Source organism: Paenibacillus allorhizosphaerae, assembly GCF_042659105.1.
Classification (GTDB): domain Bacteria; phylum Bacillota; class Bacilli; order Paenibacillales; family NBRC-103111; genus Paenibacillus_G; species Paenibacillus_G allorhizosphaerae.
This window is the reverse complement of record NZ_JBHSRV010000001.1, coordinates 186,514-202,985: the sequence shown is the minus strand read 5'-3', so window position 1 is coordinate 202,985 and position 16,472 is coordinate 186,514. Positions and strand designations below refer to the sequence as shown.

Below are 16,472 nucleotides of genomic sequence, written 5' to 3'. Positions count from 1 at the left end.
CAAGAAAATCGGTCGCATCGATGGTAGGGTGAATAGGAGAAGGGAAAATCGATTCGTCAGCAGGTGAGGAGAGCAGATATGGATAAACAGTGGGAAGCGAAATGGATCATGGATGCAACGTTTGGCGAGCTGCGTCCTGTCGACGTGTTCCAAAAAGAATTGGAGTCGGTCAAGCATGCGGAGCCGAAGCGGGAGCTGCAAAATCGTCACATGCTGGCGAGAAAGGAATTTACTTTGGAAGGCGGTATTCGCTCGGCCATTTTGGACATTACGGCGGACGACTATTACAAATTGTATGTGAACGGCAGGTTCGTCGGGCAAGGCCCCGCGCAAGCGAACTATTTTCATTACTATTACAATCAGTTCGATCTCGCTTCTTACTTGGTGGAGGGGAGCAATGTCATCGCCGTCCATGTGTATTATCACGGGCTTATTAGCCGGTCCTATAACAGCGGCGATAACCGTCAGGGACTTATAGCCGAATTGACGGTGAACGGCAAAGTGGCCGAACGGACGGACCGCACTTGGAAATACCGGTTGTCCGAGGAATATCGCAGTGGCGGGACGACCGGTTACAATACGCAGTTTCTGGAAAATATCGATCAACGGCTGAAGATCAACGGATGGCGGGATCGCGAATTTGACGATACGGATTGGAATCCGGCTTGGGAACATTGGGCCGACGATCACAGGTTATTTTTGCAGCCGACACCGCCTTTGTCCGTCTATGAAGTGAAACCCGAACGGATTCATGCGCTGACGGATGAAGGCTATTTGATCGATTTCGGTCACGAAATTACCGGTCAGTTTCGCATGAAGGCCAAGGGGAAACCCGGGCAAGTCATTGAAATCCGATGCGGCGAAGAATTGTGGGAGAACGGCCGCGTTCGGGAAGAGATGCGATGCAATTGCGTGTACCGCGAGCATTGGACATTATCGGGACTAGACGACGAGTTCGAGCTGTTTGATTATAAGGCGTTCCGGTATGTCGAGGTGCTTGCCGTACAAGAAATCTTTATCGATACCGGCAGCTTCTCCGCGACCGTCCGCCATTATCCGCTGGATGAACAAGCGTGTCTGTTCGACTCATCCGACCCGATGCTTAATGCGATTTGGTCGATTTGCAAGAACGGGGTGAAATACGGCTCGCAAGAAAATTATGTGGATTGCCCCTCCAGGGAAAAGGGCCAATATTTGGGCGACAATACGATCATTACGCACGCACATGCTTACTTGTCGGGAGATTTGAGACTATTCCGCAAATCGCTGCTGGATTTTGCATTGCTTTCTTCCCGGGTTTGTCCGGGGATGGTGGCGGTCGCTCCGGGGCATCACATGCAGGAAATCGCCGATTTTTCTTTCCAGTGGCCGATGCAGCTTCTGCAGTATTATATGCAAAGCGGAGACAAAGCTTTTTTGGAAGAGATGTATCCGGTCGCCGAGCGAATGATGCGTTACTTCGATAAGTACCGGCGCGAAGACGGTCTTCTTGCAAACGTAGCCGATAAATGGAACCTCGTCGATTGGCCGGAAGGGATGAGGGACGGCTACGATTTTCCGCTGAAGCGCGTTCCGGGAGAAGGCTGCCATAATGTGATCAACGCGTTTTACTATGGAGCTATGCTTGCCGTCGCGGAAATCCGCAGGCACCTGCACCTTCCGGAATCCGGCGATTTGGCAAGTTTCCGGGAAGCCTTCTGTCGGACGTTCTATCGTAGCGATACGAAGCTCTTTGCCGATGCGGAGCACTCTTCGCACGCGTCGCTTCATGCCAACGCGCTGCCGCTGCTGTTCGGTTTGGTGCCGGACGAAGCAAGGAAATCGGTGGTCGAGTTGATTCGCGCCAAGCGTCTTTCCTGCGGGGTGTATATGGCGTACTTCGTCTTAAACGCGCTCGCCGCGGCGGACGAACATGATCTCGCGTACGAGCTGCTAAGCTCGGAAGATTTGCACTCCTGGGGGAATATGGTTAAGGAAGGGGCGACGACATGCTTTGAAGCGTGGTCCAAATCGTTGAAATGGAATACGAGCTTGTGTCACCCTTGGGCGAGCGCACCGATCCCGTATATGATCGAACATGTGATCGGATTAAAGCCTGCGGCTCCCGGGTGGACGAAAGTGAACTTTTCACCTCGTCTGCCTGCATCGCTTCAAAGCGTCAAGCTTTCGTTTCGGGTCGCTGCAGGGAACATTACATTTTCATATCAGGATGGACGAATGCAGTTGACCTTGCCGGAAGGCGTTCATGTTGTCGAAGATGGTGCGGAGCACGGATCGCTGTAATATTACCCTAATTGTGTGAAGAATCTTCCAAGAAATTCGGAAGAGGCTGTCTTAAGATGGTCGTAGAAAAATGAAAACGGATACACAAGCCTTCAAATCACATAAAAAGGGGATAGAACGATGAGGAAACATTGGACTATCGTTACCGGATTGCTTGTCATTGGATCGGTATGGCTTACGGCTTGCAGCGATGGGAAAAGCGGTCAATCGTCCGTCGACAGCGACAAACCGGCCGAGCAAGCCAAATCGTATGCGAACGAACCGGCGGAGCTCGTTATATACGGCGCTCCCGGCGATCCTCCAGAAGTGTGGAACGAACGGTTCGGTGATCAGCTGCAGAAGAAGTTTCCCAACTATAAATTTACCTATATTCAAAGAAGCGGTACAAACACGATCGAGAATATGATCGCGTCGGGTGCCCAGGTGGATCTCATCTACGATTCCGTCGGAAATGCAGTGAATTCCGTCGTGGCCACAGGATCGCAGCTCGACCTCAGCGAGCTCGTCAAAAAACATAATGTCGACATGAGCCGCTTTGAACCGGCAACGGTCGAAGCGGTCAAGCAATTCGGCGGGTTGTACGGCTTTCCGGTGCACAGCGGCGGTCTAGTGCTATACTACAACAAAGCGATATTCGATAAATTCGGCGTCGGTTATCCGAAGGACGGCATGACATGGGATGAAGCTATCGAGCTGGGCAACAAGTTGACCCGAAACGACAACGGCACGCAATACATCGGACTCGGCCAATCCTATATACACGTTCTCAGCATGAATGCCTACTCTCTGCCGTTTGTGGATAAAGCAACGGAGAAAGCCGCTATCAACAGCGATAAATATAAAAAGATCGTCGATACGCTCATCATGGCTCCGGCGAAAGCGATCGGTTACAAGGAGCAGATCGCGACGTTAAAAAGATTGTTCAATAACAACGATTTTATGAAAGAGCGGAACATCGCCATGTATGTCATGAACTTCGGACTGCAGGGGCAAAAAGATTTTGAGAGCCTTGACTGGGATATGGCCGCCTTGCCAGTGTTTAAAGACAATCCGGGCATGGGGACGCAGCCTTATCCGAATTTCCTGTTCATTTCGAACGCAAGCAAGTACAAGGATCAGGCGATGGAGGTTTTGAAATATGTAACCTCGGACGAGACTCAGCTGGCATTGTCCAAAAAAGGATACATTCCCGTCTTAAAAAACGAAAGCATCAAGAACGCTTTCGCGCAGGATTCGAATGTGAAAAATAAAAACGTGGTGAAAGCGGTGTTCACCAACAAATTTGCTTCGCCCATCGCTAGAACCAAGTATGACGGGAAATTAAACAGTCCGCTGCAAACCAATCTCATTAAAGCGATTCTTGGCGAAATCGACCTCAACACGGCGCTGCGGCAGACCGAGGAAGAAGTGAATAAGGCAATTGAGGCTGAGAAGAAAAAATGACAAGCGTCATTGAGATTGCAAAATAAAATTAAATATATTAAATATTAATAAAGCTAAATATTAGTCGCATGGCGAAAATCGCCCCGACAGCTCTTTTGTAGTGGGGCGATTTTGTGATTTTGCAGCTTACTTCGTACTTACCGTATCCGGTCGATTGATAATGTTCAGCTTCTCCAAACAATCTCTCGTTATATTCCTCGCAGTCGTTCCGCTGCTGTCCACATTGGTGGCAAAAACCCAAGTATTCCGTTTGGTCTCTACGTAACCTACATACCAGCCGAGTCCCATATCGGACAGTCGCGTCCCCGTTTTCCCGTGGATCGTGTAGTTGTCCTGCTCATCGTCAATCATAATCCGCTTGACGGTTTTCATATTTTGTTTTCCATAGGGTAAGGTTTCATTTACGAGCTTTTCCATGAAATCAACCTGCTCTTGGGCCGTGATGCGGAGGCTGCTGTCCAGCCAAAACGTATCGATGCCGCCGGAAATATCGCGATTTCCGTACCCTATCCGGTCCAGATTGCGCTGCATCTTGTCGCGGCCGATATCGCGCGCCATCGCCTGATAGTACCAGATAGCCGAGGTTCGCATGGCGGAAGCCAGCGAATGATCCCGGTTCCATACGTCGAATTGGCGGATGACGCCGTCCCAGCGCTTGACATCGTACTCATCGGCAACTGCTTTTTCCTCAAGTCCGATCAGGGCATTGGCCACTTTAAAAGAAGACTCCGGCGTATACTTCTGAACGCTTCTTTGTTCGTTATACACCAATTGTTGACCGGTTTTCAGGTTTTTAATGATCATCGTACCCGGCGTTCCCTGGAATAACGAGTCGATCTTCAGTTCATGCGTGTGTGTCGTTTCCGCCTGAACCTGAGGCGAGGTCATCCCGGTAACGAGCAGAACGATGGTGAATAACAGCAGTGCGATCCTTCCCAATTTCCATACGGCTGCAGAAGTTAGTTTCTTCATTGCTTTAATCTCCTTTCGGTTGAACACTCGGATTTGCAGTGAATCCCAATTTTGTCCTCCTTTCGCCTTTATTTTGGCGGGGCTTTCCCAGTATAATCTAGCTTGTCTGCAACTTGCTGGAACTTATTCGCGTCCTGTAACCATACAGCGAGAGGAGTGACGCTAAATGAAAAAATATATGGAAGTGATTGCACGCATCAAACAAGACATGGAAGGCGGTGTGCTGCAAAGAGGGGACCAACTGCCGTCTATACGGTCATTGTCGCTCGAGTTAAACTGCAGTCTAAATACCGTTATTAAGGCTTATCAGCAGTTGGAACTTGAGCATCTCGTTTATACGGTCCCTCGGAGCGGTTATTTCGTTGTCGATCATGAGCGCTCTAACAAAGTAGAACCGGGCGAAGGAAATGTTATTGACTTCGCTTCTGCCGGTCCGGACCCCGAGGCAATGCCGTACCGGGATTTCCAGCATTCGATGAATCAGGCGATCGAGCGATACCGGCAAGATCTATTTACGTATTCGGAAATTCAGGGGCTGTATTCTTTAAGAGTGCAACTGGCGCGGCAACTGAGGGATGTTCAAGTGTTTACGGTGCCGGAGCATATCTTTGTCGTTACCGGCTCGCAACAAGCGCTTCATCTGCTCATTTCCCTTCCTTTTCCAAACGGAAAAAGCAACATTGCGGTAGAGCAACCTACTCACAGTTCCATGCTTGCATCCATTAGGCAGCAGGGGGTACATGCTTATGGTGTAGATATTACACTAGACGGGGTGAATTTAGAGCAACTGGAACGTTTATTTCAAACCGGAGACATCAAGCTGTTCTATACCGTATCGAGATTCCATAATCCAACCGGTTATAGTTACACCAACGAACAGAAGAAAAAGATCGTTGAGCTGGCGCAGAAATACGATGTCTATATCATCGAGGATGACTACCTGGGGGATCTTGATCACAATAACAAGCAAGATCCGATGTTTGCCTACGATCCTTCGGGAAGAGTTATTTATACGAAAAGTTTCTCGAAAGTCATGCTTCCCGGATTGCGTCTGGGGCTCGCCGTGATTCCTCCGGAGCTGCACGAGTCTTTTCTTCACGCCAAATATGCCGCCGATGTACACACCCCGGTGTTAATGCAGGGAGCACTGGAAATTTATTTGGAAAATGGGATGTTTGAAACCCATTTGTACAAAATGCGGACGATCTACCGCAGCAAAGCCGAGAAGCTGAAAGAAGCTTGCAAACGGTATTTGCCGGCAGGCACCGTCTATTCCGAGCCGAGATCCGGTTTTTACGCGATCCTTGAGCTGCCATCGCCGCTAACGGGAGAACAGCTGAGAAATCATTTGGGGAGGAGAGGGGTCTTACTGACCGAGGCGTCCAACATGTATTTACCGCAATTTCAGAAGGACAACGTGATCCGTCTCAGCGTCTCACAAGCTGCGGAAGAGAAAATCGACAGGGGGATCATGCTCATTGCTGAAGGGATTAAGGAACTGTTAGTCTCGAGCAGGAAATGCATTCAATTCATCTGACAAGAGCCGCTGAATTGCAGTCGAAAATGAGGGAGTTTATGGTGCTTTCTCAGCTTACTCGAATTTATCTCCAGTGATGTATTTGGACAGAGAGAACTGAATAAATATTGAAACATTTAAATTCCATTCAACGTCTTCATTGTGAAAAGGAGGCGAGAAACTAATTTCAAGTTTTGATAAAAAAAGGGTGAGCAGATGGGAAGAAGAAAAAAAATTTTGTTTTCTATAATTGTACTGTTCTTTGTATCGGGTGTTTATTTCACAAGATATTACAGTGAGGAACAGACATTAAACAAAATTATTAAAGAACAAGGATATCATTTATACGTTCAAGATAAAGGGATATCATTTGAATTTTCTGTAGAAGAAGAATGGATTCCGGAGCATGAAAGTGAAAATGTAGTGAATCTATTAGTTAAGGAACAATATCAAACGAAAATCATCCTAAGAAAAGTAATTTTAAGCGGTAGTTCCATAATTTTCGATTTCGAAGCAAGAACGAGTACTGCAGCGAATAGGAGAACCGGTGAGTTTCTGTATCTTGATGAAATAGTAAATAGCGGTTCGTTTAAATCCTATGATTCAATAGAAAAATGGAAATTTACAGATATTAATGGGGTGGACCTTATATACGACAACCATGTAATAGATGGCTATGGTTCAGGCCAAGGACCGGGAAATCAATTTAGCGTCAGCCTTGACCAGAAGTATAGAAATCAAATCAAAGAAGGATTAATCGTAAAGTTCTCCGGTTTTATATTATACAAATACTCAAAAAGCAGCAGCTCTTGGCCGCTGCTTTTTTCCGTTGTGTAACATATTCTGATGATATCTCTGTTGGAATTGATGCGCTAGCTCTTCGTTTTGTTTTGTGGGAATAATTTCAAATCGGTATTGACATGTCGATCAAATTGATTGTAAGATAAACGTGCATTAACAAACATAATAGAACATATATGATCATGGTTAAAACAGCAATGCGAAAGGCAGGTGTGTTGTCGCACAAATTTCAGCCATTAATAATTCGATAAGAGTTGCCTATTGCGGCTTTTACTTTCCAACCAGATTCGTTTCGTGATCGAATTATACAAATTCAATCATTTGCGAACAATTGAGCGTTATTCATTGGGAGGGGCATTCCGAAATGCTAGCAGCAGAAAGAAAAATTCGCATCGTAGAATTCGTGAAAGAGAAACGAGCTGCCAGTGTTGCTCTGCTATCCAAGCATTTTGGAGTTCATGAGGTAACCATTCGGAGAGATCTGGCAGAAATCGAGCAGGAAGGTCTCCTGCGCAGAACGCATGGAGGCGTGATCGTGGAGCATGGCGCGAGCATCGAGCCCCCGTTTGTAGAACGATCCAACAACGAGGTAGACCAGAAAAGGCGCATTGCCAAAAGAGCGGCTGAAATGATCGAGGACGGGGACTGCATCATTCTCGACTCCGGAACGACGACGGTCCATATCATCCCGCATATATTGAACCGCTCCAACTTGACGGTGGTCACGAACGATATTAATATTGCCGCCGACCTGCGCAGCCCCGATATCAAAGTGATCGTTACGGGCGGCGAGCTTTACCATGAAGGCTTCGTGCTCAATGGGATTTACGCGGAAAAAATGCTCGGTACGATGCGTCTGCAAAAAGCTTTTATCGGGACGTGGGCGATTCATCCGTCATACGGACTAACCTATCAAGATTCACTCGTCGTGCCGACCAAGCAGGCGATGATCCGGGCCGCACAGCAAATCGTCGTATTGGCTGACGATACGAAGATCGGCAAGGTTGCGCTTCACGCGCTTGCTTCGATACATGAAATACATACGTTTATCACCGGAGTTGAAGCCGCAGAAGCCGAATCGTACCTCGAACAATTCAGGGACAACGGCATCCATGTAATTACGGCGTAATTTTTTCGTGTGACAAACTTTTTTACCGTAAAATGAAAGCGCTATTACAGACGAGTAGGGGGAATTTTGGATGGTTAAAATGGCGAAGGTTACTTTAATGATGCTGCTCGCTGTTGCAGTGACGGGGTGCAGTACGTCAAAAAGCGAAGCTCCGGGAGGAGCTGCGGCAGGAGACGCCGGTACGGCGGCGGTAAACCAGGAGCCGGTTACGTTAAAATTTTTCTTAAAGTCATCGTTAAGCGACGTTGATTTGTACGTAAATAACTATGTGAAGAAAAAATTTCCGAACGTTACGCTTGAGGTCATGAAAACGGGGAAAGGGCAAACGATTCAAGATTTGATCGCAACAGGGAACATGCCCGATATTATTTGGGAAGGGTTATCGAATATCCAGCAAATTACGCAGTATGATGTGCCGATGGATTTGACGGAGCTTATCAAAAAGCACAAGCTGGATCTCAATATATTCTCCCCGAACGTGGTGAATGCGATAAAAGCGTATGCACCGAAAGACGAAATTTACTTCGTGCCATATAATGAATTTATACTCGCTCTGCATTACAACCCGGACATTTTCGATAAGTTTGGAGTGCCTTATCCGAAGAACAATCCCACCTGGGAGGAAGTTATAGAGATCGGCAGGAAGCTGACCCGCACAGAAGGAACGACCCACTATCGGGGGTTGAAGCTGCCGATCATCAACCGGTTTACGTCCCAGATGAATTTGTCTTATATCAATCCGGCGACGGGCAAGTCCAACTTCCAGAGCGATTCGTGGCGAAAGTTTTTCGAGTTTTATAAAGCAGCCCAGGACGTACCGAATCAGGAGCCGATCAAATCGGCGAGCGGTGCAAAAGACGAGTTTATGACGAAACGGACGTTAGCGATGTTCCCGGACCATATTCAGCTGCAAAATACGGATATGGAAGCGATGGAGGCGCAAGGGCTGAAATGGGATGTCGTGACCTATCCGATGTTCAAAGACAAGCCGAACTTTGGGCCGGCGGGATTCTCGGACGGATTCGTCATTCCGAAAGGAACGAAGAATGCGGATATCGCTTTCCAAGTGATCCAGTATTTGAGCTCGAATCCGGAAGTGCAGTTGGAAGCGACCAAAAACGGCCGGATTACCGCATTGAAGGATAAAAACATTCGCAAACATGCGTTCGAGAATAACCCTGCAGCCAAAGGCAAAAACCTGGCTAACGTCGTGATGGATTACGGAGCTGAAATTCCGAGCAAGTTTACGTTCTTTGATAAAGAAGGCTACGATATCGCCTCGAAGAAAGTGGTTGAGTATACGGTGGGCAAATCGGATTTGAATACCATCCTCAGGCAGGCGGAGGAAGAACATAACAAAGCGATTGAGGAAGTGAAGGCGGGGCTGAGGTAAAAACAAGTAAGGACAAAACAAAATATTCATGACCTTAACGGGTCACAGGCTATGATGTATATTACATCATAGTCTTTTCTCTTTTTAGCGGTAAGCTACCAGTAAGAGTTGACCCTGCTGCTGCCTGTTCGGATGGGGGCGGTAACAAATTCAACCGTTCTATCGTGCTTCATCGCGCTCATTTCCTCCCACAGGAACTATTGAACTTCTAATCTCTTGCGCTCCTTTCGACATAATCCATCAAGAATTGAGACCAACGCCTTTAGCCACATTGCATCAGTATGTCTATAATAACTAGTATTGTGCCTGCGTATAACAGGTTTGATACACGTTGCAGACATTAGCAAGTAATCGGAGGTGAACGATGATTCGAAGCTCTATCTTACTATTTCTAATGTTATTCGTATTCCTTGCAGGTTGTGGAGATAAACCTGAAATGAATGCCTCAAAAATTCAGGATTCATCGGATTCAAATCAAAGCAAATCAGCCGTTGAAATTCAGACCCCGTCAGATTCAGTTAAAAGAGGTGAACCCGGCGGAGAGGTTCAGAGCCCATTGGACACAAATCAAAATGAACCTCGGACGTCCTTAACAGATGAACAATTATTAATGAAACCTCCGGGACGTTTTGCTGGCTCCAACTATAATGAACAGAAAGTTCAGGACGCTCTGGATCAATTAACAAGTAATTCGACAGCTGATCAATATATGGAAGAACTATTCCTCCTATTGGCTGAAGACTACCGCCCTTATGTGTCCACATTCATTAATTTTGAAACCGAAGTTAAGGTGGATAATCAACGACCTGATGATAAGATGAGATTACCCACAAGTAAGAAGTTACACATTTCAATCTTACTTGATGCCAGCGGCAGCATGAAAGCGCAGATCAGCGGAAAATCAAAAATGGATTCGGCAAAAGAAGCGATTCAGAGCTTTGCAGATAAATTACCCAAAAATGCAGAGGTATCTTTGCGGGTATATGGACATAAAGGAACAGGAGATCAGAAAGATAAACAATTATCATGTAACAGTACAGAAGAAATCTTTCATGGTCAAGGTGAGCAGACAAATCAAATAAAAGAGGCACTTAATGGCTTAGATCCGGCCGGATGGACACCCATTGCAAATGCTCTGGAATCTGTAAAACAAGATATTAATCCTGAGACAACCGATTCGATTGTATATGTGGTAAGTGATGGAATTGAAACATGCGATGGTAATCCAGTGCAAATTGCAAAAGATCTCAATCAATCAAAAGTGAAGACAGTTGTGAATATCATTGGTTTCGATGTGGATAATGAAGGACAAAAACTGCTCCGACAAGTGGCTACATCCGGTGGAGGAGAATTTACTTCCGTTGATAACGACGAAGCATTAAAAAATTATTTGAATAAAACGTATGATAAATTACGAGGCGAGTGGACGATATGGAAAGAAAAAGGAGCAGGGGAAGCAAATATACAAAAAGAAACGAAACAGGGAACAATCAATAAAACACAAGAAACGATGCAAATTCTAGTGAACAAAGAAAATTCTAATCTACTAGCAGCCCTCAAGTATCTAGAAACTAAAAACGGCAAAGCTTTTCCTAGGAGCGAGCTCTTTAAAAAGATTACTGAACGTAAAAATTTTGCATGGAAATATGCTCGCGATATGGGGAAACGCTTATATGACGAAGTTTCTAAAAGTGGAAATAAGGTTTATGACGATATCGTGGATGAAGGTAATAAGAATGTCGATGATTTGACTAATAAGAAAAATAATTAGCAGCTGAGCGGGACGGACTAGTGCTAAAATATCCGCGTTCTGGAAGAAGGCGAGAACCTATATTATTTGTAGCCCGCGCCCGGCGCGGGTTTTTTATTGTAAAGTTGTAAGTACCCGGTTGCGAATAGCTTCAAAAGCGGATTCGATCCCTGCATACTGACACTATATCTCATCTCATCCGAGCGAAGAAATAGAAGGGTCTGAAGGTACATCACAAGCACCGCAAAGGTTGGAAGCGACAGCAGTCGGGCTGAAGGATCGTCCCGTCACCGACTGCAGCACCATCGTTAGGATCTCCGCAGCCGCACAGCCGGGTACCGTCCGGACTCGCAGCCTGTAGCTGGTACGTGACTAAGCGATGTGATGTCTCGATGTATGATGAATGTTCATCCCAAGTGTGAAAAAAGCCGAGGACTGCGATAATTTTCTACCCTATGACAAACATCATTGACTCCCGGGTCTTGAACAGAAATGGTACAATAAACCCGGGCAGGAATTGCCTCTGATCCATGAACATCATTCTGCGCATACGGACTATAGGTGAAGTCTATGAACATTTTGTCAGACGAATCGGTTTATGATAAGCCGCGTTCCTTGAAAAGAAGCTTGTTCGTCGGTCTACTCGTGAGCACCATCGTCCCGATCCTGCTGATGGGCGTGTCATCCTATTACATGATTTATACCGTATTGGACAGCAAGACGGTCAACGGCATTAACAGCAGTCTTCAGCAGGTGAAATCCAATATCGAAATGTCGTTTCGGAACTTGAACTACGTGTCCCAACAAATGACGAATCGTGATCTGAAGCTACTGTTCAAGGCCGAAAAGCCCATCGATAAATACATATTAAGCCAGAACGTATTTGCCCACTTGAATCTTGTTGCCTACACGAATCCCGATGTCGGCTTGTTTTATATTTCCAATCGAACGACGAAAGACTTCCTGTTTCAGAATTATCCCGTCAAGGTGGACGATCGCGAAGCACCGCTCCCGGTGCTTGCCATCGATAATGGAGTGATATACCAGGCACCCCACCGTACCGTCGGCAGCGGAGAGGAGCTTGTTTTTTCCATATCGCGGCCGACCGATCTGCTGGCTGCGTCAAATTACGATATTTATGTGGAGAGCGGCCCGGACGTTTTCGATCAATTGCTGAATAAATACCAGTACGGGATGGAGGCCGTTCAGGTACTGACCGATAAGAACGGAATCGTCGTTTTCAGCCAAGACGAGATCTTGTTCCCTCCGGGTGCGGTCATGCCGGATCATATTGCCGGGCAGCGGTATCAGGTCCTTGGCAGCCACTACTACTTTCGAGCCCAAAGCCAGAAGATGGACTGGTTCGTCTATTCGATTATCGACAAGCGGCTGTACAATAATGAAGTGAACCGGTGGGCAATCTACTGGCTGTCTATTTCCGCTGTTAGCCTGCTGGGCAGCGCTGCCATCGGATGGTGGATCTGGCGCATGCTCGTTACGCCATTCAAGAAGCTGCACGGTGAAATTAATCAATTGAGCGGCGATCTCGCCTCCGCGTCGCAACGCCCCGCCTCACCTTCAAGAACGAAGATTCTCGAATTCGACGAGGTGATGGACAGGTTTCAGGATATGAGAATCAACCTAAGCATGCTGATGATGGAGCTGAAGCGAAACGAGGAGGATAAGCGCTACTTAGAAGTGGAGAAGTTGGTTCACCAAATGAACCCGCATTTTTTGTATAATACGTTAAATACGATTCAGTGGCTGGCCAAAACGAAAGGGCAGGACGAGATCGTCAGCCTGGTTACCGTGTTTATTCGGTTGCTGCGCTATAATTTGGGAAGAGACGGGGATCTCGTTGAACTAAAACATGAAATTAACGCTTTGAACGATTATGTGACACTGCAGCAAATTCGTTACAACTACGAGTTTAGCGTACAAATCCAAGCGCATCCGTTGGTGTTAGGCGTCAGAGTCCCGCGATTTCTGCTGCAGCCTTTGATCGAGAACGCATTGTACCACGGCTTGGCGGACGTTGGAAGCCTAATACAACTGACCGTATCTCTGGAGCAGGATGGCTCTATGCTCATCGAGGTAAAGGATAACGGAAAAGGGATGAGCGAAGAAGAAATACGCAAGCTGCTGCATCATGATATCCCTGCTCGTGAGAAAGTGGGCATGGGGATCGGCTTGAATTATGTGGATACGATGCTCAGGGTGCATTTTGGGGAGCATGCTCGTCTGCAGGCGTTCAGTTCGCCGAATGAAGGAACAACGATGTACTTCCGCATACCGGTTCAATCGGAGAAAGGAGAGTCCCTATGATCCGTGCGATGATCGTCGACGATGAATACTTCGTACGCAAAGGACTGATCACGACATTACCTTGGGAATCGTTCGGCATCCGGATCGTCGCAGAGGCAAATAACGGGAAGAAGGCACTGGAGCTGCTGGCCGAGCAACCGGTGGACCTGGTCTTCACCGATTTGACGATGCCGGTCATGAACGGCTTCGATCTGATGCGCTGCATCCGCCAGCAGTATCCGCAGATGGATGTCGTCATCCTGACATGCCATCAGGATTTTAACTACATTCAGGATACGCTCCGGCTGGGCGCGCTTGATTATATCGTCAAGACGGAGCTGGAAGCGGGCAATCTGGAGGAGTCGCTTCAGCGGATTACCGATCATATACGAGGAGCGGCAGGCGAGCGGCGTGAAGCGCCGGAGCCGGTCACACGCTGGCTCGACTCCGACGAAACGATGCTGCAATCGCATATGGATGAATGGCTGAAGCTGTATTGGGTCATCAAGGACGACGAATTCGATCAGATGTGTTCGCGTCTGGAAACGATTCGACCGCCGATTCCGAAGCTTCATAAGGTGATGCATTATTTAATTGTGGAGATGAACCGGTTGATCGGGCTGGGCGATCTGCACGAGTGGCTGAATCGGTCGGAGAGTGTGTGCAGCTGGGACGATTGGCGAAGATTTATTACCCATTTCCGCAGCGTCATCGGCCATAAGCTGCGCTGCTCCTCATACCCGGAATATGTGCTGCTGCTCATGCTGGATATGGTGGAATATATGAAAACAAACATGGATTCCAAGGTCACGCAGAGCGCGATGGCGGCCAAAGCCCGAATGAGCCGGAGCTATTTCAGCAAAAGCTTCAAGGACATCGTAGGGAAGCCCTTCCCCGATTACTTAAAGGAGCTGCGCATTAACCGGGCGAAGCTGCTGTTGATTCAAACCAGCCGCCAGATTGCGGATATTGCCATCGATTGCGGCTTTCAGGATTATCGCTATTTCAGCAGGCAGTTTCGGGAGGAAACCGGGTTCCTTCCTTCGGAATTTCGAATTTCTGCAAGCGGAAACACAGCTCTGACCGACGACCGATCGGAATTTGGGCATTGAATGATCTCTGGGGAGGCAGTTCGATGAAAGGAAAGAACGCGTTGTACTTGGCCGCGCTTGGCGCTGCACTGATCTCCGTCATCATTTGTATGGAGCTCAGGGCCGACGCCCCGCCTTCCTTGTCACCTCCAGAGGAGGTGAATCAGGCCGATTCGAACGGCAAATACTTGCAGCCCGTTACACTTCGCATTGGCTATTACACGACCCTGGAAAGCAAATGGCCCGAAGGCTCAAGCGATACGTTCTCCGACAACCGTTACACAAGAAGAATCGAGAATATGCTGAATATCCGGTTTGTCCATGCCTTTGAATATCCGAGCTCGGACTATACCCAGAAGGTAAATCTGCTCATTTCCAGCAAAAATATTCCGGACTTCCTGCTCGTAACGGAGGCGCAGTTCAAACGGCTGGCGGAGGCCGGGATGGTGGAGGATATGACGGAACTGTATGAGCAGCATGCTTCGCCGCTGCTCAAGAACGTCATTCAAGGCTTCGGTCCCAGGCTGATGAGACGCGTGACGTATAACGGCAGGCTGCTCGGCATCCCATCAACCATTCCGGCGCACGATGCGGACGGGGTCGTATGGATTCGTCAGGATTGGCTGAGGAAGATCGGTATGCAGCTTCCCGAAGCCATAACGATTGCCGATCTCGAACGAGTGGCGAAGGCATTCATCGAGGATGATCCTGATGGCAACGGAATACACGATACGCACGGCATCCAGAGCACCTCCAGCTTTTTGACAGGCACTATCGGCTTTAATACGCTCGATCCGTACTTCGGTGCGTTCAAAGCGTTTCCAAGAATATGGATCAAGAGCGAGGACGGCAATATTGTGTACGGCTCGATAACCGCGAACACGAAGCAGGCGCTCGGCAAGCTGCACGATCTGTATGAAGCCGGGCTGATCGACCAAGATTTCGGCACCGTCAAGCCCGACCAGTTCGCCAAAGATATTAGCATCGGCAAAGCCGGCATTGGAACCGGTTACACGTCCGCGCCGATGAAACTGCTCGCTGGCAGCGTGAAGAACAATCCGGCCGCGGAATGGGACGCTCACTATATTGTCGCGCCCGACGGCAAGTACTATACGAGGCAGCCCGACCCGCTTGGGCGGATCATGGTGGTGAAGAAGGGGGCGAAATATCCGGAGGCGATTGTAAAAGCCATTAATGTGGTCGCGGATTTGGACAATAATGCGCCCGGCGTCCCTCATGTGTACATGGACAGCCCTGGAACGAACTGGAGCGTGAGGCCGATCCAGGCGACGTTCCGGAAGGAACAAACGGTCGTCAACCGCTTTAAGCGCTTCAAGGATGCAGCCGATGGAAAGCTGCCCCGTGAACAACTGCTCGAGCCCGACCGCAAAATATTTGATGACTACCTGAAGGGCTTTGGCCAGCTTGTGGCATCGCCCCAGGACTGGGCTTATGTGCTGTATCAATACCACGGCGGCAGCGCCGTGCTCAGCTCGGTCAATATCCCGGTGTACAGCGAGTTTTATGGCATGACAAGCACGATGGAGAACCAGTGGGAAAACCTGCTTAACCTTGAGAATGAGTCCTTCGTGCGCATCATCGTGGGCGACAAGCCTCTCGATTATTTCGATACGTTCGTAGCCGAGTGGAGAGAGCATGGTGGAGATGTAATTACGCAAGAGGTCGAGGAGGCCATCGCCGCAATAAAGCGGCCGGCCTATGTTGATAAGCGGTCTGATGAATAGCGTCGGACCGTTTTTTTTTTTTTCAAAAAAGAGGTATTACAAGTA

At 48.0% G+C, this 16,472-nt stretch carries 11 protein-coding genes; 10 read left to right on the top strand and 1 reads right to left on the bottom strand.

Translation table 11 applies throughout. From position 1 onward, the window contains the following. Positions 1 to 78: 78 nt before the first annotated feature. Positions 79 to 2,283 carry a family 78 glycoside hydrolase catalytic domain gene (locus tag ACFQI7_RS00770; RefSeq protein ID WP_218096505.1) on the top strand — a complete coding sequence of 735 codons (2,205 nt, stop codon included), beginning with the start codon at positions 79 to 81 and terminating at the stop codon, positions 2,281 to 2,283. Between the two features lie 120 nt (positions 2,284 to 2,403). Then, positions 2,404 to 3,726, top strand: coding sequence for an ABC transporter substrate-binding protein (locus ACFQI7_RS00765; RefSeq protein ID WP_218096504.1), 1,323 nt, complete (start codon positions 2,404 to 2,406; stop codon positions 3,724 to 3,726). Positions 3,727 to 3,852: 126 nt separating this feature from the next. On the opposite strand, the gene blaOXA is transcribed toward ACFQI7_RS00765, so the two are convergent. After that, complete coding sequence (gene blaOXA, locus ACFQI7_RS00760) at positions 3,853 to 4,614, bottom strand: class D beta-lactamase (RefSeq protein ID WP_218096972.1); 762 nt, start codon at positions 4,612 to 4,614, stop codon at positions 3,853 to 3,855. A gap of 250 nt (positions 4,615 to 4,864) precedes the next feature. Here blaOXA and ACFQI7_RS00755 point away from each other — a divergent pair, with 250 nt between their 5' ends. From ACFQI7_RS00755 to ACFQI7_RS00720, 8 genes are all read left to right on the top strand, one after another. Beyond that, positions 4,865 to 6,235 carry an aminotransferase-like domain-containing protein gene (locus ACFQI7_RS00755; RefSeq protein ID WP_218096503.1) on the top strand — a complete coding sequence of 457 codons (1,371 nt, stop codon included), beginning with the start codon at positions 4,865 to 4,867 and terminating at the stop codon, positions 6,233 to 6,235. Between the two features lie 195 nt (positions 6,236 to 6,430). After that, the gene (locus ACFQI7_RS00750) at positions 6,431 to 7,051 is read left to right on the top strand and encodes a hypothetical protein (protein ID WP_218096502.1); all 621 of its coding nucleotides are present in this window, start codon (positions 6,431 to 6,433) and stop codon (positions 7,049 to 7,051) included. A gap of 328 nt (positions 7,052 to 7,379) precedes the next feature. After that, positions 7,380 to 8,144, top strand: a complete 765-nt coding sequence (locus ACFQI7_RS00745) for a DeoR/GlpR family DNA-binding transcription regulator (RefSeq protein WP_218096501.1) — start codon at positions 7,380 to 7,382, stop codon at positions 8,142 to 8,144. Between the two features lie 70 nt (positions 8,145 to 8,214). Further along, on the top strand, positions 8,215 to 9,537 hold the full coding sequence (locus tag ACFQI7_RS00740) for an ABC transporter substrate-binding protein (protein WP_218096500.1): 1,323 nt from the start codon (positions 8,215 to 8,217) through the stop codon (positions 9,535 to 9,537). Positions 9,538 to 9,901: 364 nt separating this feature from the next. Next, positions 9,902 to 11,308, top strand: a complete 1,407-nt coding sequence (locus tag ACFQI7_RS00735; RefSeq protein WP_218096499.1) for a vWA domain-containing protein — start codon at positions 9,902 to 9,904, stop codon at positions 11,306 to 11,308. 549 nt (positions 11,309 to 11,857) lie between these two features. Further along, complete coding sequence (locus ACFQI7_RS00730) at positions 11,858 to 13,612, top strand: sensor histidine kinase (protein ID WP_218096498.1); 1,755 nt, start codon at positions 11,858 to 11,860, stop codon at positions 13,610 to 13,612. Continuing rightward, complete coding sequence (locus ACFQI7_RS00725; RefSeq protein ID WP_218096497.1) at positions 13,609 to 14,703, top strand: response regulator transcription factor; 1,095 nt, start codon at positions 13,609 to 13,611, stop codon at positions 14,701 to 14,703. Before ACFQI7_RS00730 ends, ACFQI7_RS00725 begins: the two co-directional genes overlap by 4 nt. A gap of 23 nt (positions 14,704 to 14,726) precedes the next feature. Next, positions 14,727 to 16,427, top strand: coding sequence for a type 2 periplasmic-binding domain-containing protein (locus tag ACFQI7_RS00720; protein ID WP_218096496.1), 1,701 nt, complete (start codon positions 14,727 to 14,729; stop codon positions 16,425 to 16,427). Positions 16,428 to 16,472: the final 45 nt, after the last annotated feature.